The sequence below is a fragment of the Paenibacillus amylolyticus genome (genome assembly GCF_003719335.1).
GTDB classification, from domain to species: Bacteria; Bacillota; Bacilli; order Paenibacillales; family Paenibacillaceae; genus Paenibacillus; species Paenibacillus amylolyticus_D.
Window position 1 is genome coordinate 368,742 of the sequence record NZ_RIAS01000001.1, and the last position, 17,276, is coordinate 386,017.

Genomic DNA, 17,276 nt, shown 5'->3' on the forward strand with positions numbered 1-17,276 from the left:
CTTATATTTTGAACCTAATTCACTTCACACCCACTACGGATTTAGCGGTTCCAATAGTCCAACTTGCTCCAAAATTTCATAATGTGCCTGTCTTTGCTCGGCGGTTGCTTGCACACCGTTGACTGTGTATCCAACATAGAATGCAACTGCCTGTTGAACTTCAATAGGCTGGTCGTTAAGGTTGTTTAAATTGATCGTGTTCATGGCATAATCTCCTTCATGAGTATTGAAGCTGTGAATTTCTCTCATCGAATTTAGCTTTAATATCCGATGGTAGATCGTTGATAACCTCATCCCAAGTGTTTAGCAGTTTTTCAGAGGAGCTGCTTTGTTTTATTTCGGCGTACCTTTCAGATAAAGCTGTGGCGAATTCATCTTTCTCAGCTTCTGTCACAAATTACACCTCCCAAATTTAAATAGATACAGGACCCTGAGTGGTAAGGAAAATTTTCCTTCGTTACTATTCTTTATCGCATATCGTATAATACTTATGTTTTTATATTATACGATATCGAATATCGAGTCAATAAATCTTGATAAAAAATATACGATATCGTATACTTCGTCTGAGAGGTGATTTTCTTGAAGGTGACTCCGAATTTAACTAACATTCTAAGAGTGCGAGGTCTTACTCAGACCCAACTATCTGAATCTACTGGCATTCCTCAAGGAACGATTAGCAGATTTGATAGAAATGCTCGTCATGAAGCTGTACATCTGTTCTTAATTTCAAGAAGTTTAGGTATCACAATTGAAGAGTTATTTGTTGTTGAGGAGCAAGAGGAATAATTACAATTCCTTCTGTGCTCCTTTTTGTTATCTTGGGGTTAGCAATCTTTCCAGTCTCATGATTTCCTTCTGTTGATACTGGATCAGATCAACCATCTCTTCCATCGCCATCAGCTTCCAGTCATAATGCTGATCCGAAGCTTGGTCTATAGTTGAACCATACTTCGCCTTCCCTTTTTCATTCTGCTTGTCCAGTAATTCGATAATTCGATTAGTTACTTCCGGCCGATTTTGTGCTTCATTTGCACCACTCATGCTCTCGCTCCTGTATCGGGAAGAACAAGAATATCCCCATCATGGATAAACTCTGTTTGATTAGGATCAGGCGCTGCTTCCCAATGACCATTTTCCTTAAGGATTTGAACGACATCAGAGGCATACGATTCATCAGTATTAACGATCAGGTAAGTATTCACTGCCTGCTTTCCCTCAGATGTTCGTCCTGACCGAACTTTATTGAGTAGGCGCAACAACTGAACTTTCTCCTCTGCTGTAAGATGCTTATCAGCGTCCTCGTTTTTGATTACAGTATGCGTGATTATCATTTTGTTTTCTCCCCTCGTCAGCTCGTTTTCTCAATTTGTTTACCGCTCTTTTTCGCGCCGATTTTTCCTTTTTGTATTGTGCAAGAGGGATGAATTCTCCGCGCTTTTTAATAAGTATATCTATGGGTAAAGTAGGATATTTGGCTTGGAACAGCTTCAGTTTTACCCGGAAGGTGGATGTCTCCACCCCCTTGATGTCTACCACACGCTGGCTACCATCCAACTCAGTTACTATAAAGTCAGCAATGTAAGTGATCTTTGGCTTCTCTTGTAAAATGAATTTAGGATGACATTCGAAGTCTTTAATCTCACCATACTTCTTCCGCTGGAGAAGTTCCTGGTAATACTCCCCCTCTGCCACACTATCGAATCGTATGCCGGTTATATCAAGATCGTGCTTTTTGACGATCCATTCCGAGAACAAAGTACCGTCTTCCGTGACAATCACTTTTGTTGCATTATATTTATTCATCAAACCTCTTCCGTCCTGTATGGCTGAACAACATGAACTGATTTCTCATCAATATCATCTAGGATATAAATCGCCTTCAACTTGCCAGCGAAGACCAATTTAACCTTATCCCCGTCCAACGCTTTAATCGCATCCATGAAATACTTGGAATTAAGAGCAACTGCGAAATTTTCACCCTTGAATGACACCGGAACTATGCTCTCATTGGCTTTTCCAGTCTCTCTTCCTTTGCCGCGAATACTCACTTCATTTTCAGTGATGTTGATTACGATCTGATTGTGCTTGTCTTCCTTAGCGAGTGTGTAAATGAGATCAAGGCAACTCATTAGTTCTCTTTTATCTACGCTCACTTCGGTGATACCAGTAGGTACAATTGACATTCGACCTACATCCGGGTATGCCCCCTCCAATACTCTGGAGTAAAATGTGAATCGATCCGTTCTAGCAAATACGTGTACCACTTCTCCAGTGGATGTTTTTGAGAATCCAAATTCGAGATTGTCTTTATCCAAAATGATTTTTTGTAATTCTCCCAATGCCTTAGCCTCAATCACTGCTCCACCCAAGTTGCCTGCATCTGTGTCCTGCTCAGTTTTTGCAAGTCTATGCCTGTCTGTCGCTTCAATCCCAATCACACCTTCATTGATGTACACATGTGCTCCTGCGAGAATTGAAGCGTTTTTACCCGTTGGATCGGCTGCATAGGTCGCCTTTCTGAACAGACGTTTAAGTTCTTTGCCTGTAGTCTCAAGCAGTTCACTATCATCAATGTCAGGCACCCTTGGAAACTCTTCTGGATCGATAACACCCATATCAATTTCTTTTTTTCTAGAAATGATAATCACGTTATTCCCCTTCTTCTCGATGCTCACATCGCCGTTCAGTTTCTTGATTACTTCAAGGGATAACTTAGGGAGTGCGATCTGACCAGGTGATTCAACTTGAACGTGTTCGCTGAAAATATACGATTGTATCGTTGTTCTTGTGTCTGTTCCAGTAACCTTGACCCCATCCGCTCCAGCTTCGATCAAAAAGCAATCCAAAATTGGCATTATATTTTTGCTTGCAATGGCCTTACTTGCATCTTCTAAGGCTTCTGCCAACAGTTCGCTATCAACGACTATTTTCATATGGTCGATTTCCTCCCTTCACTTCTTTTTTAGCTTGAGGATTGCATTTTGGGCATGGACCCAACATCATCATTGAGCCTTTAAATTGGTAAGTTACCTTTGCGCCATCACATGTTTTGCACATTCAGTTATCCCCTCCGTCTATTTCTTCCGCCTACCGATATTGTTTTCACAAATGGTTCTATCCGTTCAATAATCCTCTCGGCCTTTTTCTCATGCTGCTTTCTGTCCATGTCCCTGGCATCCTTTACGTTAGCCAAGTGATGTCTCAATTCATTTATAGTCAAATTGGATGTATAAATTATTGGTAGCCGCTCCATACGCCGCTGAAGTATAGGACCAATTACTTCATCCCTTGTCCAGATGGTTAGTGTTTCGGCTCCGATATCATCGAGTATCAGTACAGATGCTGTCCGTAGAGAATCAAGTTTGCTCTCGACTGTTTCTGTCTTGGAGCTAATAGCATCTTTGACTTCTAACAAGAAATCCGGCACATAAACCATGAGAACATCTATGTCGCATTTGGCTAGTTCTTGAGCAATTGCTCCAGCGATTCGGCTTTTACCTACACCCATCGGGCCGTAAAGATACAACCCTTCTGTCGTTTGCCCTGGAACGAATGTGCTACAGAACTTCACTGCCGCTGTAATGGCAGCCAAGCGTTGCGGATCAGGTTCGATGTCGTCAAAAGTCGCATCCAGAATATGAGCCGGTATAAAGTGGCTTTTGATCTTCTGACCAATCCCCTGTTGTCTCTCGTAATCCTTTAACAAATTGCATTTCCTGAGTCTAAACACCAACTCGTCCGATTTGTTAGGGTTTGGTTCTTCAACGCTCCTATGCCCCTTCTGGATGTTCTGACAGCCCGTTAGACCCGGACACGCCTCACATGCATCACATTGAGCAAGATGCTCTGATACATCTCTATATCTTCTTGGACTCGTTAGGTCACCTGAACGATCAGGGTACGTCTGTCTGAGCCGCTTTATTTCTGGATGGTTATCAATCTGTCGGATAGCCGCCTGCTGTCTTTCCGCAAAATCAGGAGGGATCAGCGCCTTTAATTCTTCTTCGAAGCTCCCCATACTCTCACACTCCTTGTTTTGACCGTAAAGCAGCCAACATTTCTTTTAAATCATCCTCTGTCACAGTAGCTTCGGATTCTTCATCAGGTCGAGTGTCCGGCACAGGAACTACAACCTCATTTGAGTTTTGCCGTTTGGCATGTAGCGAATATACAACCGTGGCACAATAACTCAGGTTTCGTATCTGATCCCATTTGTTTTTGGGTTTAAAATTGTTGAATGCCTGGTCAATCCCGTCTAAGACTGTTTGGAGCGGAATCCTTTCAGCCTTAAACTGATTGACTGTCTCTTCATCGTTGAAAGATATCTCTAATCCTTTACCTCTCCTCTGGAGATAACGAGATGCGACTTGATTGCGATAATCGATTTGGGAAACCTCCTGATCAGAGCCGGTATCTGCTTCAGGTTTAGGAGCGGAATCCGGGTTTCCCTTGTATGGTTCAAATAATGAATCGGGATTGCTTAAACAACAACTAACTTTAATACTGTCTTTAAACATGTCTTTAGACGTGCCCTCAGCCTTACTCTCGCAAGGGTTTGACCCCTCTTCGACTTCCACTTTTCGTAACTCGTCAGTTACACTTTTCGTAACTTCGGAGTTACACTTTTCGTAACTTTCAGGCAATTCGTCTTCTGTTTGAGTTACACTTTTCGTAACTTTGGTTTTACTCAAGTTAAGTGAAATAAGTTCGGAAAACTTGTCTCGATCCCACTCTTTCACGAGACTAACTCGCCATTCATCGTAGTTCTTGTTCAGTGAATAAATTTGCTTTCCATCCCATGAGATAACCTTACATTGTCGTAAATAGCTGATCTCTTTTTTGGCATCCTGTATACGCACTCCACACAGTTCAAAATGCTTGAGGAGTGGTATGACAGCCTCTTTCTTTTGGCAGCCATAAGAGAGTCGTAGAACGAGCTTGAGTACCTTCTGTTGACGTTCAGTGAACTTCCTACTGATGATCTCGTCCCAAATTTCATTAGCAATTCCGATATATCCGTTTTTTAACTGGGGACTTGCCACTCTCCTCACCCCGAAACTTCAAATGACACGCTGTTGTTATTTGCAAAATCGAAACAACATGATATAATTCTTTCAATTGTTTAGGTAACTGATCGTGTTGGTAGCACGATTAACTTTAGGACTCATTTGATACTGTTGTTGCGGTAGACTCTTCTGCAATAGTAGTTACAAAAGAGTCCTTCTTCTTTTGGATCAGGAAATCTCTGGCCCGAGAATACTTCTCTATCACAGTGTTTACACAAACCAATCACTGTCCCTTCAACCTTGTAGCCTGATGGCTCTTTCCAGATTAACCCTTCATACTCTGCGTTCTTATCTATTGACCGTTCCAACTCTTCAAGATCGTTACGAAGGACTTTGATTTTCTTCTTGATGGACTTAATACTAAGTTCCATTGCTAATGCATCTATTGCATCATCACACAAGTCCCTAATCTGTCTTCGCAACACTCTGGTTTGCATTAACTTCTGAGTGCGAACCATCATTTCTTTTTAGCAATGTTTCTTTGAATAATTTCATGTTGCAACGGTTTGTGTGACCAGGCACGGGCCAAGTCATCCAGAGTCATGAATTTGTATCCCATCGGTTTCAACTCCTATCAGATGTGGTCTTCCGGACGAAACTCCTTTATGAATTCAACTGCATCTTCAAAATCAATCCGCCGAACATGACTGTACTTCGCAACTTCGAATCGTTCCTTCAACTTGCTCCAAATCATACGGCGGTAACGTCCGACCACCACTTTGAACTTTTCCTCGGTTTCTTTGTATCGGTCTTTTGTCAGGACATTCGATTTAATGCGGACCAAAGATTGAAGTTGATAACATTCATTATCCGTGAGCGTAACGCTATCACGTACCTCCTGAACCATCATTTGGACTTCCTCTACCTTCTCAGTTACATCCATTTGCATTTGTCTGATGCCATCAACCAGACCACGTATGGCCTGTCCCTGAGCCTCAGTCAGCTGCATCTGTCTTTCTACTACCGACAAGAAATCAGGCTGGTTTGAATTAATCAATGTCATTTGTATCTACCACCTTTCTGGAGTTAATTGCTGGTCGGATCTGGTCAATAAAGGTTTGGAGCATATCAAGACCTTCTGACAGCCGTTTCTTCTCGGAACTACTTGCATTTGATACCGCACCAAGCATAAATGATGAGATACCAACCTTTTGAAGAAACTGTTTTACATGAATGCTGATCTGAATAGTGTTGCTATCTGCCTCGAAACGAAGTTTTTTCATTTGGACTGCCGCATGCTGATCATCGAAGTTGTCAGGCTGTTGAAGTTTCAATGTCTCCAACTCTTCTTTCGTTCGTTGATAGCCAGCTTTGAGTTCATCTGCTTTCAGACGTTCGGCTTCTACCCCAACTTCAAGCTTGTCCTTCCAGTATTGGTCACGCTCTTTGAGTTTCAGCGCTACCTCCTGGTCTTTCTGCTCCAACATGACTTCCGTCTCTTCGTCCCTGCGCTCAACTGCTGCTGCAACAGCCTCGTCCAATTGGTCTGCTGGAATTGCATCTTTATATCGCCGTTCAATATCTAATTTCTCTTGTTCAGCTTGCTCGGCGCGCTTCTCAGCCGCTTCAAGCCGTTCTTTTGTCTCCGTAAAAGCCTTATGTGTGGAAATGATCCCTGCGTCAAGCTGCTGAATAATTTCCGGCGTTGCATTTTCCATAATGTACTTGGCTTTGTCATAGGTTCTCCCTGATCCAAAGCCTGCTTGATCAGCTACGATGTCGCGAACCTGTCCGGCAGGCTGCTCAGGAATATTTTCCTTGCCTCCAGCCATTCGCTCCTTTGCCTTAATTCGTTCAACATCCTCAAGGCGTTTGGCCCATTCGACTCGCTCCGAGAAAGTGAATTCCCTTCGATGTTCATTCTCGGAAATTTCCAATCGGAGCTGGTGTTCATAATCCTGTATCTCCATGACGCGAACCGGGATTTCCTTACGATCCAGATACTGATGAGCACGCAACCGGCGTTCTCCAGCTATCAATTGATAATCTGGTGTTACAAGGATAGGATTGATAAGTCCGTTTTGATCAATGTCTTTTGCCAACTCTTCGATGCCGCTGAAGTCTTTACGGATTCGGTCACTGACTTTGATTTGATTTATCTCGATTAACAAAATCATTCCCCTTTCTAAAGGCTATTGAATTAAAATGTCGAATGTTTAACCTTAGTAACATACTTTGTGAAGGAGAGTGTTATTTTTGACTATTCATCCTATTAAAGAACAGTTGGATTTTAAGGTTGAAACATTGAGCAAAGCCGCTTCGTTATTCAATCAAGGAGATTGCACTGTAAGTATCATTACAACTTTCGGAAAGATTGAAGGTGTTATGAAACCTACTAAAAAATACAATTCTGAGGATTTGAATTACCTTATGGAAGTAGCGGTTTCAGAACATTCGTCTTACTTGGAGGAACAAAACTCCGATGAAAAGTTGCAATATAATTTCATCACTTTGGACAGAGCAGTCGTTTCGCCATTTTCGGGCTGTAACTCCATTGAGTATGAACAATTAGTTGTGTACACTGATCAGATCGTCGCCTTTAGTCTTTTGAAAGATGGGCCGAGATAAAAGCGATACAGTATCTAAAAGTCCTTATCCTATCTTCTGGATGTTTAGGGCTGTAGTCAGTGAAACACTTTCGAATCAACTCAATAATTCTATCCAACGGGATATCCCACGAAGATACCTCTCTAATCGTTTCTAAATCATCAGTGGTTGGAGTTTTGCACGATAGTTCTATAAACATATCAAGTATTTTCTGTTCCTTGTCATCCATTGATTTAAGCGACCCAATGGCATATTCCGAACGACACCTTGTTACAATCTCAGAACGTTCCTGCCAGAACTTTTGAGCGTAACTTTTCGTCTGATCTACATTACTGTCTTGCATAACCAGGACTGTCTTTGCTTGTACATAAACATCTTCGTCTGCTAAACGTTCTCTATGATATTTCCTTTTAAGTTCGTAGGGTTGATATAGCCCTACGGATATTTTTGTTACACCAGAACGATTAGAGAGTTCATGAATTAACTCCTCCGAACTGAAACCATCCAACGATACTTTTTCTTGTTCGCTAATTGGTTTGTTCATGTTATACCTCCTCTCAACTTCCTTTCTTGTAATTCGCGGCACGTTGTTCAGCCCTCCATGCTTCTAAGTCTGAAAGTCTGAGTTTAATCGCTGGTCTCTTAGAACCGGTTACTCCATAACGTTCATGAGGAATGCTACCTTCCTGACACATGCGATAAATCAGTTTCTCAGAAACACCTATGTGAGTTGCTGCCTCTGCCACATCCAAGGTCTTATCAATTAAGCCAGCAAATTCAGCCCGAAGCCGATTTTCGAATTCGCTTACCCGTTCAGCGACGATGGTCCTGATTACACTATCAAAAGCATCCCATGTTCTATCCATACTGTGTTTCCTTTCTTCAAAATTGTGTTATACTGAGCGGGTCAATATATTATTTTTTTACTAAATCATCCAATGTGCAATTAAGAGCGCTGGATAGTTTAACTAAGGTTTCTGTGTATGGACCTTGTTTTTTCTTTCCAATGTTGTATAGCGCGGATACCGTCACTCCACTTTCCTTAGAAAGGCGGTAGATGGTCCACCCTTTCGCTTCTATTAGTCTTTGAATGTTCAATTCAATTGTTTCTCCCACTACTCTCACCTCCTGAAAACATATTATAACTCTATGGTGTTATATTCAAACAACAATATAACTCAATAGAGTTAACAAATCCCCTATTCTCTTTCATTTGCTTCATCTCGCTTGACTTATCTCCCTTTTATGTTTTATTATAACTTTATAGAGTTATAACTATTAAGAGATACAACATTAGGAGGCATTCAAGTGGATTTAGCGGATAAAATCTTAGAGTTAATGAATGAACAAGGAATTACTAAATATAGACTCTCTAAAGAAACCGGTGTCTCCTACACAGGTCTTACAAAAATTCTTTCCAGACAAACAAAGCATCCTCAAGTCGACTCACTTCAAGCGATTGCGAGTTTCTTCAATAAACCAACTGATTACTTTCTTGAGCAAGAAAATGATCAACAAAATCAAGTTCCAGAGTGGGCAACGCCTAAAGACCTAGCTGACATAAAAAAAATTCTTGAAGAAGATCAACCAGTTTTATTCGATGGGGTTCCAATTACAGACGAAAATCGTCAGAGAGCTATGGACATTCTTACCGGATTGCTTTGGGAAGCAAGAGACTTAAATAAGAAAACCTATGGACGTAAGAAAAAGGCTGCACCTAAAGAAGAAGAGTAGGTGAACTCTTTGGATGAAATCATTCACAAGCTTGTTCGCAGATTCAAGACAAACGATCCCTTCGTCATAGCGAAAGGACTTAACATAATTATTAGACATGCAGAATTTAATGAAGGCACAAGGGGGTTTTACTACAGAAGATTACGAAGGAGATTTATTGTTATTGATAACGGTCTGTCCGAGGAATGGCAACGGGTAGTATGTGCTCATGAACTTGGTCATGATCGTCTCCATTCAGGTTTGAGTCAGTTCTGGATTGATGAACATACATTTTTCAACACAGGGAAATACGAAAGACAAGCCAATCTTTTTGCTGTAAAACTCCTAACTCACTCAACAGAGCAAGAACTGGGAGAAACCGAAGAAGCTTATCTCTTGCGGTGCGGAGTTCCAAAACAATTACACAACCTGAAAATGTAACTTTGCGCTTTCCAGCCGCAAGGCTGTTTACCATACACAAAAACAGAACATACGTTCTAAACGGAGGAGAAAAAGGTGGCAAAGGGAAGTATAGAAAAAAGAGGGAGAAATACATGGAGGCTTACGGTTGATTTAGGACTGAGAGCAGACAACACGCGGAATCGCCCTCGAAAAACTATCACAATCGAAGATGAGGCTCTATTAAAAACGACAAAACGATTAAGCGACTACCTTGACAATGAATTAGCTAAATTTAAAATCGAAGTAGAGGCCGGGGCTTATATTGCTCCTGAAAAAACGAAGTTTAGTGACTTTATTAAAGTCTGGCACGAGCAGTATGCTAATGACCCAAAGAACCTTTCCATAACAACCCTAAATGTTTATGATAACATCATCGAATCTAGATTGATTCCCGCCTTTGGAAATGATCGAATTGACCAGATTTCAACATTAAAGATAATTTCATTTTTCCATGAGATGGAGAAACCTGGAATGAGGAAACCTCCTAATAGTAAGAGACCACTAAGCGAAAAACAAAAAGCTAAACTACTCGAACCGCTCGATGCCAGTACTTTAGCCATCTTCCATCGCGTACTTAAAAATATATTTTCGCGTGCAGTGGAATGGAAAATGATTAAGGAAAGTCCTATGGAAGGTGTTAAAAAACCAGTCGCTAAAAACACAAAAGAAAAATTAATTAAACAAAGAGACAACCCTCAGTACTATGACGAAGCGGAGGCTCAAGAAGTAGTCGATGCCCTGTATAAAGAAACGAGAAAATGGAGGTTGCTAGTCTTGGGGTCGATGATGGGAGGATTCCGAAGAGGAGAATTAATTGGATTAGAGTGGCCGGAAGTTTTCTTCAAAAATAACGTTATCAGAGTAGAAAACAACATCCCGTTCACATTGAAAGGCGAGCCTGTTGAAAAAGAACCGAAATCTAAGGCTTCATATAGAGATGTAGACATGCCTGACTGGTACATGGAGGAGTTAAGTCTTTATGAAAAAGAGTGGCAAGAAGAGAAAGATTTTTTAGAAGATAAATGGCTCGGTGGTGATAGGAAATATGTATTTCATAACGGAACTGGAAAGCCTTATTATTTCCAACATCCTTCAAGATGGTGGAAAAGATTTTGCAAAAGACATGGGATTCGGTATATTAAGTTTCATGGATTAAGGCACAGTTCTGGCACTTTACTACTTGAAGATGAAGAAGAAGCTAATTTCGACTCAATCCTAATCGTTATACAAAGAAGATTAGGACACGCTAGACTCTCCACAACTTCCGACACTTATGTCCATGTAACTAAAAAAGTAAAGACTAGAATAGCCGGAAAACTAAATAAGTTCAATCCTTCAGAACCACGAAAATGATAAAAATTAGTTCGTCCCCAATCCGTCCCCAATCGGGTATTTTTTGCTCAATTACATGCGTCTTAAAAAAAGAAAAAACCTTGCTACACAAGGTTTTCATGTTATAGGACGAGTGGGGATCGAACCCACGACCCTTACCCTGTCAAGATAATGCTCTCCCGCTGAGCTATCGCCCTTCATTAACTAGATTATATACAGTTACAATTTTTGATTCAATTTGCCGCCTCACATATAAATCAAAACCAATGAAGTAACAGTATCATACCAAGTAAACGTGTTCATTGTCAATCATTAATTGGTTTTAAATCATCCATATTGGAGCACAATAATGGAAAGCTTACAATATTCTGCAATAGGAGAATGTATAGTGATGATGAATAAAAATACTGACCAATCGCTTAATCCACGCCATAACAATAAACAACTCAACAAATACTGGAAGCTAACTGCTACTCATGTTGCTACTTTGCTCCTTCTCGCCTTTACCTTGACTGGCTGCAGGCTGGAACGGGACGAGCATACGGTACAATTTCAGCAATTGCAACAACCGAATCAACAAAATGAATCGCTGCCTGTCTGGATGGACGTCTACTCAAAATCCGTAAATCAAGAGGTATACTCCCCTCAGGGAAACAGTGAAGTTTTGCCTTAAGTAGCAACGTCGGATCTAAAGCCTATACCAAGAACATTTATCCACTTGTATTGGTCTGTTTAAGTTTGTTAATCATGGATTAACGTTGTCCCAGACCATAACCATCTGGACCATATTCTCACTCTTCTTCATCCCATTTGCGTGAGTATGCCTTCTTGGTTACATAGTATAACAAAGCGATCATGCCTGCCGACATAAGCAATGTAATGGTCATAATAGCCGCCATTCCCATGATTCATCCTCCCCCAAAGCCCCAATATCTACCAAACTTAACTATACAGGAAAAGCATTTTTTTGTATAATGCAGTCTGAACTTGTGCGCATGGAGCAGAAAGAAGGAATCGAATTTGGCAGCAGAGATTAGTTATGTCACGACAGAAGAAGAATTGAAGCAGGCTCTTGGGATCCGCCGTCAGGTTTTTGTCATGGAGCAACAAGTGCCCGAAGAACTTGAAATAGATCAATACGATGTTATCAGTCCTGATGTGCATCATGTATTGCTTCATACCGATGGGCAGGCTGTCGCAACAGGTCGTTTGATTTATTACAGCAAAGATACCGCCAAAATGCAGCGAATTGCTGTACTGGAGTCCTACCGTTCGTTCGGGTATGGACGTGTGCTTCTGTTAGCGATGGAGGAGCTTGCTCGTGAGCTTGGATTAACCTATTCGCTCCTGGATGCCCAGTGTCAGGCGCAGAAATTTTACGATAAACTCGGTTATGAAGTGATTTCGGAAGAACCTTTTTACGATGCCGATATTCTACATGTCCGTATGAGAAAAAGCTTGTAGGCCAGTAGCACAACTCGACAACACAGGCACTACATCCATTACACGCTATTCTCGGAATGTGGAATATTGCAAAGAATGCATACTTCTCTCCAATTCGGACAGGCTAACAAGGTACACCTATTCCCATTTGGTCATAGAAGGAGAGTGTGACATGATGGATCAAACAACACGCGAAACGTTCACAGCAGTACAAAAGAATGGTGACGGTGACTTGACCGCCTTCCAGACATCGACAGGCCGTATTCTGGATTATCAGCAAGCTCTGAACGAAGTGAAATCCGGGGCAATCGCTGGTGTGAATGTATTCAAAGGCAAGGATGGAGAAATGTATATTCGCGGTGATGCCGACGGCGACCCTACTAACAATCTTGACCAGCTTCCAAATTTTTAAAAATGTATTCACCATACAGCGCCAATCCTTACGGATTGGCGTTTTTGCTGTAACTTCTGCAAAAGTCTGTTACACCTAGCCGTACTACGGAACTTTCCGATGGGTCAGTAATCCGTAAAATATTTTACCGCACTGCCAGCAGGCTGTGCTTTTCGCACAGGCTTAGCTTCCTGCTCCCAGGCCTGCAAAATTTGTATACTTTCCAGCGTAGATGGTTGGGGCCAGAAGATATATCCTTTCTGTTCAAGCGCCTGTAGTGACTCCCGAATGTGCGCCGGGTTGCGCCCTGTCTTGGTTTCCAGTTCATCCATACGTGGAATTCGACGTTGCTGACCTGCATAGTTGACAATAATGCGCAGAATTTTACGTTCAAAGTCGTTCAGCATACTTCAATTCTCCCTTCCGATTCCGATCCGTTACAGGGCGCCATGCCAGAATATTTTGCTCCAGAAAAGTCCGGGGTACCCCTTCCATGCCATCAGATGCCCGGATTACTCCGCCTCGCATGCTGTTGATTCGAATCTGCCGCTGCGTAATCTGTCCCGCACGATCCATGTACACAAGCTCCACCATCTGGCCAACATACTTCCCTAGCATGATCATCCCTCCAATAAGAACATTTGTTTGTATTCATTATTATATGCGAACATAAGTTCTTTATTCAATAACAATAAAAGGAATTTCAAAAAAATAAAAAACCAGACATACTCCGGGCAAGACGGAAGTCTGGTTCTTCAGGTGAAGATCGAATATTGAAGGTGACTGGCCATTTACTCTAAGCACAATGAGAATAAGAATCTGGTACCCCATCGGCTAGTGTCGGTCTGATTCAGAAAATTGAACTGTTTTTAACTGTTGCGTATTCGGATTAAAATCCACATTAACATAGACAGCAAATTGCTTGCCGTCTTTGGCACGAACCCACAGCTTGAACTGCTCTCTGGACTGATTCGCGCTAAGTGACGAGCGGCCGATATGTTTGTAATCCAGGATGTCGACATTGTACTTCGTTTGGGTTTCCTTCACGGCGATGATGCCCCACTTCGCATAATCCGGAATGTTGCTGCTTGCTGCCGAAACGGTCGTTGGGATGCCTGCAAAACCTAGAACAAGTGTTAATATCGATATCATAAGCACTCTCATGCATTTCACTCCTTGGGAGAATGTGTTTGCTGATATCGTGCCCGTTCGGATTACATTTTACACCCAGATTCGAAAAATCCAGACCGCTGGCAACAGCCAAAATGGAACAACCGGCATCAGTTTAACCAACGGATCAACCCCGGAAGTATTACTAAAGCTCATCCCCCAATCCCCGGAAAGAAAATGCTGCTGTGCCCGGGACTCTTCTGTAGGCTCTAAACCATACTTCTCCATAAGTATTTGCCTTGTCTGTTCATCCACCTGAACATCATTACCCACACCGCTTGCCGACACATGTGCACTGTTTATGTAAGTTAACATTATGATTAAACTCATCATTAAAGATATGATATGGAACGATCTAGATTTCATATGTCTGTATTCCTTCCTTTCTACTTCGAATCCATGACCAAAGATCAGCGTAACACATAGAACAACTTGTATGATTGTACATAATATTTGTGAAAATGGAAATACCAAACGGTGAACCATTCACCACGTTCTTCAAACATTCGTAGCAGATAGTACATGCCCCTTTAGACCCATTTCATAGTTTATCTGTTTAAAAAATCCATAGACCGTGTAATGGGCCTTGACTGACCAAGCTGAATCCAACGTCCGCCCAAGTCCATTTTCACACCATATTCGAGGAGGTTATATCTGCATGTTCAAACGTCTGGATGAAATTTTGATTGAAATTCCCAACGTCGAAAAGCCTGATCCCAATGCAGCAGCAGCCATACAGGAATTGCTTGGTGGTAAATTTGGAGAAATGTCTACCCTGAACAACTACCTCTACCAATCCTTTAATTTTCGCTCCAAAGAAAAACTAAAACCATTCTACGACCTCGTCATGAGTATTACGGCCGAAGAATTAGGACACGTTGAGCTGGTATCCCATGGGATTAACCATTGTCTCCGAGGATCAACCGAATATAAAGAACCTGATCAGACACCGCTGGGTTCCGTCAAGGATGCAAGACTGTCGTATCATTTCCTGGCAGGCGCACAAGGCGCGATGCCTTTTGATTCGATGGGCAATCCGTGGACAGGCGCCAATGTCTTCAACAGTGGCAATCTGGTCGAGGATTTGTTGCATAATTTCTTCCTCGAATGTGGGGCACGTACGCACAAGATGAAAGTATACGAAATGACCGATCATCCTGCCGCCCGCGAAGTTGTCGGTTTCCTGCTCGTGCGCGGCGGTGTGCACGTGGTGGCCTATGCTAAAGCCATTGAAATTGCGACAGGTGTCAATGTGACCAAATTGATCCCGATCCCTTCTCTGGATAACAAAGCCTTCAACGAGGCTCGCAAATACGAAGAAAAAGGCGTTCACACCAAGCTGTACACTTACAGCGATAAAGACTTCAATGCCATCGACCAGATCTGGAAAGGCACGCATCCCGAAGATGGACAACCTCTGGAAGTCATTCAGGGCATCCCTCAAGGCTTTCCTATTCCGGAAGCTCCGGCGGTGGAAGAAGAGTTTGCGCCAGGCATCTCACACGAAGACTTCAAGGAGATTGCTCGTCGTCTCAAAATGGCGGGGAATATTGCGGATTAAGAAAACGTATCTCGATCGCCCTTGCAGTGATTGTTAGCAGGATGTATGCAATTTTTTAGCAGGTTGATTTCCCTATAATTGTAGTTAGCCTATGTGAAAAAAAGCCCTCAAACTCTACTGCTCGAATGCAGTAAAGGTCTGAGGGCTTTTTTCCCACGACTATAACCGGTTCAGCATAGGTACGATGACTTCATCCAGTTCCTCAAGTATCTCGCTATCCGTGGGACATTCTATGATTCTTTCTAAATTAGGTTTTAACATACGCAGACATTCTAAAGGTAATCGAGAGATTAGCCCAGTCAGCATAAAATACTCCCACTGCGGGTCTCTCGTTTGAAATGAATATTGAATATGAGGAATCAATTCGTCTCCGAATCTTAAAAGTAAGTCCTCAACGGGCTTTGAAATCGGCCAATTCCCATCCTGCAACCACTCCATAAGTTCGGGTAAAATATCTCTCAGTTCATCATTACTCCGTTTGGCAAGCTTCTCTACAGATTCGACATCAAATTTATCTTTAGGTAACATCGTTCTGATATGCATCCATTATTCCTCCTCAGGAATTTTCACACCATGCCTATGCTCCATTCTCCATCACAGTTCTGATCATACCAATGTTGAAGCCATGTTGAAGAACAATTCAATCTCTTAGACGTTTTGAATGATGAAACAATTCACTTGCCCCGTTCGGGTTGTAGGTTTATGTACTAACTATTATTGATCACCTATGGTTCTTATAAGATCAACTATAGACTAACGTTACATTTCCATCCGCTAGCACTTCTTTTAACTGTTGAAAATACCCCTCATTTGAACACCATTCATGATCTATATTTTGAAGAACAATCACAAATGGTGCTATAGCTCCAAATCCGCCACACAGGCAGTCCGCCAAACTATCCAAGTTAAATCCATAGTATCCCCCTGGACCGTTAACAGCTTCACCTAATGCACAATAAAAAGAAGCGGAGTCTTTTATGTTAGTCGCATCAATGTGATATATGCCATTCTGTCGCTCATGAGAATGAAGCCGGATGCCTCGATATAATCGGGCAACTTCTAGCCATCCGATTTGTTGTTTTGGAGATAGTCCCACCCATTCGTTCGTTTTAGTTAGAGGTTTTCTTCGCATATTCCAAATGAACAGACTCTCTTCTGTTGCCACTGGGAACAAATCCCCAACCAGTTCAAACTGTGTTAAAACTTCATCCAATTCTGTAAGTCGATCATATGAACGAGATTCTCTGAGTACAAAATAATATGATCCTATCGGATTTTCTTCGTGATCAAGAATAGTGATCTCTATATTGTTAATACTAATCTTTTTCTCCTTACAATACGCTACAAACTCATCGTTATATCGAAAATGAATTAACGTTATTTTATGAAAGTCCTCATCACCGACGGTTTCGATAAGGTTTCCAGTCAATCCAACCAAATCCAAGGATTTTCCAATGGTCAAACCACTCTCATCATCAACTAAAGAATACCGATTAATCATCTAGTTTATAAGCTCCTTTAAAATGGTGTGAATATTTCTGGAACATCAAACTCAAGCGAGCCCTTCCTTAATTCGCAACTTTCTTCA

At 41.8% G+C, this 17,276-nt stretch carries 29 protein-coding genes and 1 tRNA gene; 9 read left to right on the plus strand and 21 right to left on the minus strand.

What is annotated here, in order from left to right; translation table 11 throughout:
- Nucleotides 1-33: 33 nt before the first annotated feature.
- Complete coding sequence (locus tag EC604_RS30090; RefSeq protein ID WP_192895041.1) at nt 34-204, minus strand: hypothetical protein; 171 nt, start codon at nt 202-204, stop codon at nt 34-36.
- Nucleotides 205-217: 13 nt separating this feature from the next.
- Nucleotides 218-394: a hypothetical protein gene (locus EC604_RS29820; protein WP_161556832.1), complete on the minus strand. Its 177-nt coding sequence runs from the start codon at nt 392-394 to the stop codon at nt 218-220.
- A 194-nt stretch (nt 395-588) separates the two neighbouring features.
- Here EC604_RS29820 and EC604_RS01615 point away from each other — a divergent pair, with 194 nt between their 5' ends.
- Complete coding sequence (locus EC604_RS01615) at nt 589-789, plus strand: helix-turn-helix transcriptional regulator (RefSeq protein WP_240036641.1); 201 nt, start codon at nt 589-591, stop codon at nt 787-789.
- A gap of 27 nt (nt 790-816) precedes the next feature.
- On the opposite strand, the gene EC604_RS01620 is transcribed toward EC604_RS01615, so the two are convergent.
- The 9 genes from EC604_RS01620 to EC604_RS01660 all read right to left on the minus strand — a co-directional run bounded on the left by EC604_RS01620 (nt 817) and on the right by EC604_RS01660 (nt 7,180).
- Complete coding sequence (locus tag EC604_RS01620; protein ID WP_123062457.1) at nt 817-1,044, minus strand: hypothetical protein; 228 nt, start codon at nt 1,042-1,044, stop codon at nt 817-819.
- Nucleotides 1,041-1,334 carry a hypothetical protein gene (locus EC604_RS01625; protein ID WP_123062458.1) on the minus strand — a complete coding sequence of 98 codons (294 nt, stop codon included), beginning with the start codon at nt 1,332-1,334 and terminating at the stop codon, nt 1,041-1,043. The genes EC604_RS01620 and EC604_RS01625 overlap by 4 nt, the downstream gene beginning before the upstream one ends.
- Complete coding sequence (locus EC604_RS01630; protein ID WP_123062459.1) at nt 1,294-1,806, minus strand: DUF1064 domain-containing protein; 513 nt, start codon at nt 1,804-1,806, stop codon at nt 1,294-1,296. Before EC604_RS01630 ends, EC604_RS01625 begins: the two co-directional genes overlap by 41 nt.
- The gene (dnaN, locus tag EC604_RS01635) at nt 1,806-2,936 is read right to left on the minus strand and encodes a DNA polymerase III subunit beta (protein WP_123062460.1); all 1,131 of its coding nucleotides are present in this window, start codon (nt 2,934-2,936) and stop codon (nt 1,806-1,808) included. The genes EC604_RS01630 and dnaN overlap by 1 nt, the downstream gene beginning before the upstream one ends.
- 128 nt (nt 2,937-3,064) lie before the next feature.
- Nucleotides 3,065-4,021 carry an ATP-binding protein gene (locus EC604_RS01640; protein WP_123062461.1) on the minus strand — a complete coding sequence of 319 codons (957 nt, stop codon included), beginning with the start codon at nt 4,019-4,021 and terminating at the stop codon, nt 3,065-3,067.
- 4 nt (nt 4,022-4,025) lie between these two features.
- Nucleotides 4,026-5,045, minus strand: coding sequence for a replication protein (locus tag EC604_RS01645; protein WP_123062462.1), 1,020 nt, complete (start codon nt 5,043-5,045; stop codon nt 4,026-4,028).
- A 122-nt stretch (nt 5,046-5,167) separates the two neighbouring features.
- Nucleotides 5,168-5,506 carry a hypothetical protein gene (locus tag EC604_RS01650; RefSeq protein WP_240036604.1) on the minus strand — a complete coding sequence of 113 codons (339 nt, stop codon included), beginning with the start codon at nt 5,504-5,506 and terminating at the stop codon, nt 5,168-5,170.
- A gap of 137 nt (nt 5,507-5,643) precedes the next feature.
- On the minus strand, nt 5,644-6,072 hold the full coding sequence (locus EC604_RS01655; RefSeq protein ID WP_123062463.1) for an ORF6C domain-containing protein: 429 nt from the start codon (nt 6,070-6,072) through the stop codon (nt 5,644-5,646).
- Nucleotides 6,059-7,180: a ParB N-terminal domain-containing protein gene (locus EC604_RS01660; RefSeq protein WP_123062464.1), complete on the minus strand. Its 1,122-nt coding sequence runs from the start codon at nt 7,178-7,180 to the stop codon at nt 6,059-6,061. The genes EC604_RS01655 and EC604_RS01660 overlap by 14 nt, the downstream gene beginning before the upstream one ends.
- Before the next feature lie 85 nt (nt 7,181-7,265).
- On the opposite strand from EC604_RS01660, the gene EC604_RS01665 reads away from it, so the two are divergent.
- Nucleotides 7,266-7,637 carry a hypothetical protein gene (locus EC604_RS01665; protein WP_123062465.1) on the plus strand — a complete coding sequence of 124 codons (372 nt, stop codon included), beginning with the start codon at nt 7,266-7,268 and terminating at the stop codon, nt 7,635-7,637.
- On the opposite strand, the gene EC604_RS01670 is transcribed toward EC604_RS01665, so the two are convergent.
- The 3 genes from EC604_RS01670 to EC604_RS01680 are packed head-to-tail and all read right to left on the minus strand — an operon-like array spanning nt 7,609 to nt 8,732.
- Nucleotides 7,609-8,160, minus strand: coding sequence for a hypothetical protein (locus tag EC604_RS01670; protein WP_123062466.1), 552 nt, complete (start codon nt 8,158-8,160; stop codon nt 7,609-7,611). The two genes, EC604_RS01665 and EC604_RS01670, sit on opposite strands and share 29 nt — an antisense overlap.
- Before the next feature lie 13 nt (nt 8,161-8,173).
- Complete coding sequence (locus EC604_RS01675; protein WP_123062467.1) at nt 8,174-8,482, minus strand: helix-turn-helix domain-containing protein; 309 nt, start codon at nt 8,480-8,482, stop codon at nt 8,174-8,176.
- Nucleotides 8,483-8,531: 49 nt separating this feature from the next.
- Nucleotides 8,532-8,732, minus strand: a complete 201-nt coding sequence (locus tag EC604_RS01680; protein ID WP_123062468.1) for a helix-turn-helix domain-containing protein — start codon at nt 8,730-8,732, stop codon at nt 8,532-8,534.
- A gap of 192 nt (nt 8,733-8,924) precedes the next feature.
- Between EC604_RS01680 and EC604_RS01685 the strand changes: the two genes are divergently transcribed.
- From EC604_RS01685 to EC604_RS01695, 3 genes are all read left to right on the plus strand, one after another.
- Nucleotides 8,925-9,350 (plus strand): helix-turn-helix domain-containing protein, encoded by a 426-nt coding sequence (locus EC604_RS01685; protein WP_123062469.1) that lies wholly within the window; start codon nt 8,925-8,927, stop codon nt 9,348-9,350.
- A gap of 9 nt (nt 9,351-9,359) precedes the next feature.
- The gene (locus tag EC604_RS01690; protein WP_123062845.1) at nt 9,360-9,770 is read left to right on the plus strand and encodes an ImmA/IrrE family metallo-endopeptidase; all 411 of its coding nucleotides are present in this window, start codon (nt 9,360-9,362) and stop codon (nt 9,768-9,770) included.
- A 75-nt stretch (nt 9,771-9,845) separates the two neighbouring features.
- Nucleotides 9,846-11,144: a tyrosine-type recombinase/integrase gene (locus EC604_RS01695; RefSeq protein ID WP_123062470.1), complete on the plus strand. Its 1,299-nt coding sequence runs from the start codon at nt 9,846-9,848 to the stop codon at nt 11,142-11,144.
- A gap of 104 nt (nt 11,145-11,248) precedes the next feature.
- On the opposite strand, the gene EC604_RS01700 is transcribed toward EC604_RS01695, so the two are convergent.
- Nucleotides 11,249-11,320, minus strand: a tRNA-Val gene (locus tag EC604_RS01700).
- 194 nt (nt 11,321-11,514) lie between these two features.
- On the opposite strand from EC604_RS01700, the gene EC604_RS01705 reads away from it, so the two are divergent.
- The 3 genes from EC604_RS01705 (at nt 11,515) to EC604_RS01715 (ending at nt 12,978) form a co-directional block, all read left to right on the plus strand.
- Nucleotides 11,515-11,796 carry a hypothetical protein gene (locus EC604_RS01705; RefSeq protein WP_123062471.1) on the plus strand — a complete coding sequence of 94 codons (282 nt, stop codon included), beginning with the start codon at nt 11,515-11,517 and terminating at the stop codon, nt 11,794-11,796.
- A 347-nt stretch (nt 11,797-12,143) separates the two neighbouring features.
- Nucleotides 12,144-12,587: a GNAT family N-acetyltransferase gene (locus EC604_RS01710; protein ID WP_123062472.1), complete on the plus strand. Its 444-nt coding sequence runs from the start codon at nt 12,144-12,146 to the stop codon at nt 12,585-12,587.
- Nucleotides 12,588-12,741: 154 nt separating this feature from the next.
- Nucleotides 12,742-12,978: a DUF3892 domain-containing protein gene (locus tag EC604_RS01715; RefSeq protein ID WP_123062846.1), complete on the plus strand. Its 237-nt coding sequence runs from the start codon at nt 12,742-12,744 to the stop codon at nt 12,976-12,978.
- Nucleotides 12,979-13,082: 104 nt separating this feature from the next.
- On the opposite strand, the gene EC604_RS01720 is transcribed toward EC604_RS01715, so the two are convergent.
- The 4 genes from EC604_RS01720 to EC604_RS01735 all read right to left on the minus strand — a co-directional run bounded on the left by EC604_RS01720 (nt 13,083) and on the right by EC604_RS01735 (nt 14,442).
- Nucleotides 13,083-13,364: a hypothetical protein gene (locus tag EC604_RS01720; protein ID WP_123062473.1), complete on the minus strand. Its 282-nt coding sequence runs from the start codon at nt 13,362-13,364 to the stop codon at nt 13,083-13,085.
- Nucleotides 13,348-13,575 carry a hypothetical protein gene (locus EC604_RS01725; RefSeq protein ID WP_090923691.1) on the minus strand — a complete coding sequence of 76 codons (228 nt, stop codon included), beginning with the start codon at nt 13,573-13,575 and terminating at the stop codon, nt 13,348-13,350. Before EC604_RS01725 ends, EC604_RS01720 begins: the two co-directional genes overlap by 17 nt.
- A gap of 216 nt (nt 13,576-13,791) precedes the next feature.
- On the minus strand, nt 13,792-14,121 hold the full coding sequence (locus tag EC604_RS01730; protein WP_123062474.1) for a DUF3889 domain-containing protein: 330 nt from the start codon (nt 14,119-14,121) through the stop codon (nt 13,792-13,794).
- A gap of 57 nt (nt 14,122-14,178) precedes the next feature.
- Nucleotides 14,179-14,442, minus strand: a complete 264-nt coding sequence (locus EC604_RS01735) for a hypothetical protein (RefSeq protein ID WP_123062475.1) — start codon at nt 14,440-14,442, stop codon at nt 14,179-14,181.
- Nucleotides 14,443-14,785: 343 nt separating this feature from the next.
- Between EC604_RS01735 and EC604_RS01740 the strand changes: the two genes are divergently transcribed.
- Nucleotides 14,786-15,688: a manganese catalase family protein gene (locus EC604_RS01740; protein WP_123062476.1), complete on the plus strand. Its 903-nt coding sequence runs from the start codon at nt 14,786-14,788 to the stop codon at nt 15,686-15,688.
- A 159-nt stretch (nt 15,689-15,847) separates the two neighbouring features.
- On the opposite strand, the gene EC604_RS01745 is transcribed toward EC604_RS01740, so the two are convergent.
- Nucleotides 15,848-16,231: a DUF5071 domain-containing protein gene (locus EC604_RS01745; RefSeq protein ID WP_123062477.1), complete on the minus strand. Its 384-nt coding sequence runs from the start codon at nt 16,229-16,231 to the stop codon at nt 15,848-15,850.
- A gap of 199 nt (nt 16,232-16,430) precedes the next feature.
- Entirely contained in the window at nt 16,431-17,189 is a 759-nt protein-coding gene (locus EC604_RS30345) for a barstar family protein (RefSeq protein ID WP_240036606.1), read from the minus strand.
- Nucleotides 17,190-17,276: the final 87 nt, after the last annotated feature.

Bases quoted from the DNA above. Each gene is read 5' to 3' on its own strand.
- EC604_RS30090 (WP_192895041.1), bottom strand. From the start codon at position 204: ATGAACACGATCAATTTAAACAACCTTAACGACCAGCCTATTGAAGTT.
- EC604_RS01620 (WP_123062457.1), bottom strand. From the start codon at position 1,044: ATGAGTGGTGCAAATGAAGCACAAAATCGGCCGGAAGTAACTAATCGA.
- EC604_RS01625 (WP_123062458.1), bottom strand. From the start codon at position 1,334: ATGATAATCACGCATACTGTAATCAAAAACGAGGACGCTGATAAGCAT.
- EC604_RS01630 (WP_123062459.1), bottom strand. From the start codon at position 1,806: ATGAATAAATATAATGCAACAAAAGTGATTGTCACGGAAGACGGTACT.
- dnaN (WP_123062460.1), bottom strand. From the start codon at position 2,936: ATGAAAATAGTCGTTGATAGCGAACTGTTGGCAGAAGCCTTAGAAGAT.
- EC604_RS01640 (WP_123062461.1), bottom strand. From the start codon at position 4,021: ATGGGGAGCTTCGAAGAAGAATTAAAGGCGCTGATCCCTCCTGATTTT.
- EC604_RS01650 (WP_240036604.1), bottom strand. From the start codon at position 5,506: ATGCAAACCAGAGTGTTGCGAAGACAGATTAGGGACTTGTGTGATGAT.
- EC604_RS01655 (WP_123062463.1), bottom strand. From the start codon at position 6,072: ATGACATTGATTAATTCAAACCAGCCTGATTTCTTGTCGGTAGTAGAA.
- EC604_RS01670 (WP_123062466.1), bottom strand. From the start codon at position 8,160: ATGAACAAACCAATTAGCGAACAAGAAAAAGTATCGTTGGATGGTTTC.
- EC604_RS01675 (WP_123062467.1), bottom strand. From the start codon at position 8,482: ATGGATAGAACATGGGATGCTTTTGATAGTGTAATCAGGACCATCGTC.
- EC604_RS01705 (WP_123062471.1), top strand. From the start codon at position 11,515: ATGATGAATAAAAATACTGACCAATCGCTTAATCCACGCCATAACAAT.
- EC604_RS01715 (WP_123062846.1), top strand. From the start codon at position 12,742: ATGGATCAAACAACACGCGAAACGTTCACAGCAGTACAAAAGAATGGT.
- EC604_RS01720 (WP_123062473.1), bottom strand. From the start codon at position 13,364: ATGCTGAACGACTTTGAACGTAAAATTCTGCGCATTATTGTCAACTAT.
- EC604_RS01725 (WP_090923691.1), bottom strand. From the start codon at position 13,575: ATGCTAGGGAAGTATGTTGGCCAGATGGTGGAGCTTGTGTACATGGAT.
- EC604_RS01730 (WP_123062474.1), bottom strand. From the start codon at position 14,121: ATGAGAGTGCTTATGATATCGATATTAACACTTGTTCTAGGTTTTGCA.
- EC604_RS01735 (WP_123062475.1), bottom strand. From the start codon at position 14,442: ATGTTAACTTACATAAACAGTGCACATGTGTCGGCAAGCGGTGTGGGT.
- EC604_RS01740 (WP_123062476.1), top strand. From the start codon at position 14,786: ATGTTCAAACGTCTGGATGAAATTTTGATTGAAATTCCCAACGTCGAA.
- EC604_RS01745 (WP_123062477.1), bottom strand. From the start codon at position 16,231: ATGCATATCAGAACGATGTTACCTAAAGATAAATTTGATGTCGAATCT.
- EC604_RS30345 (WP_240036606.1), bottom strand. From the start codon at position 17,189: ATGATTAATCGGTATTCTTTAGTTGATGATGAGAGTGGTTTGACCATT.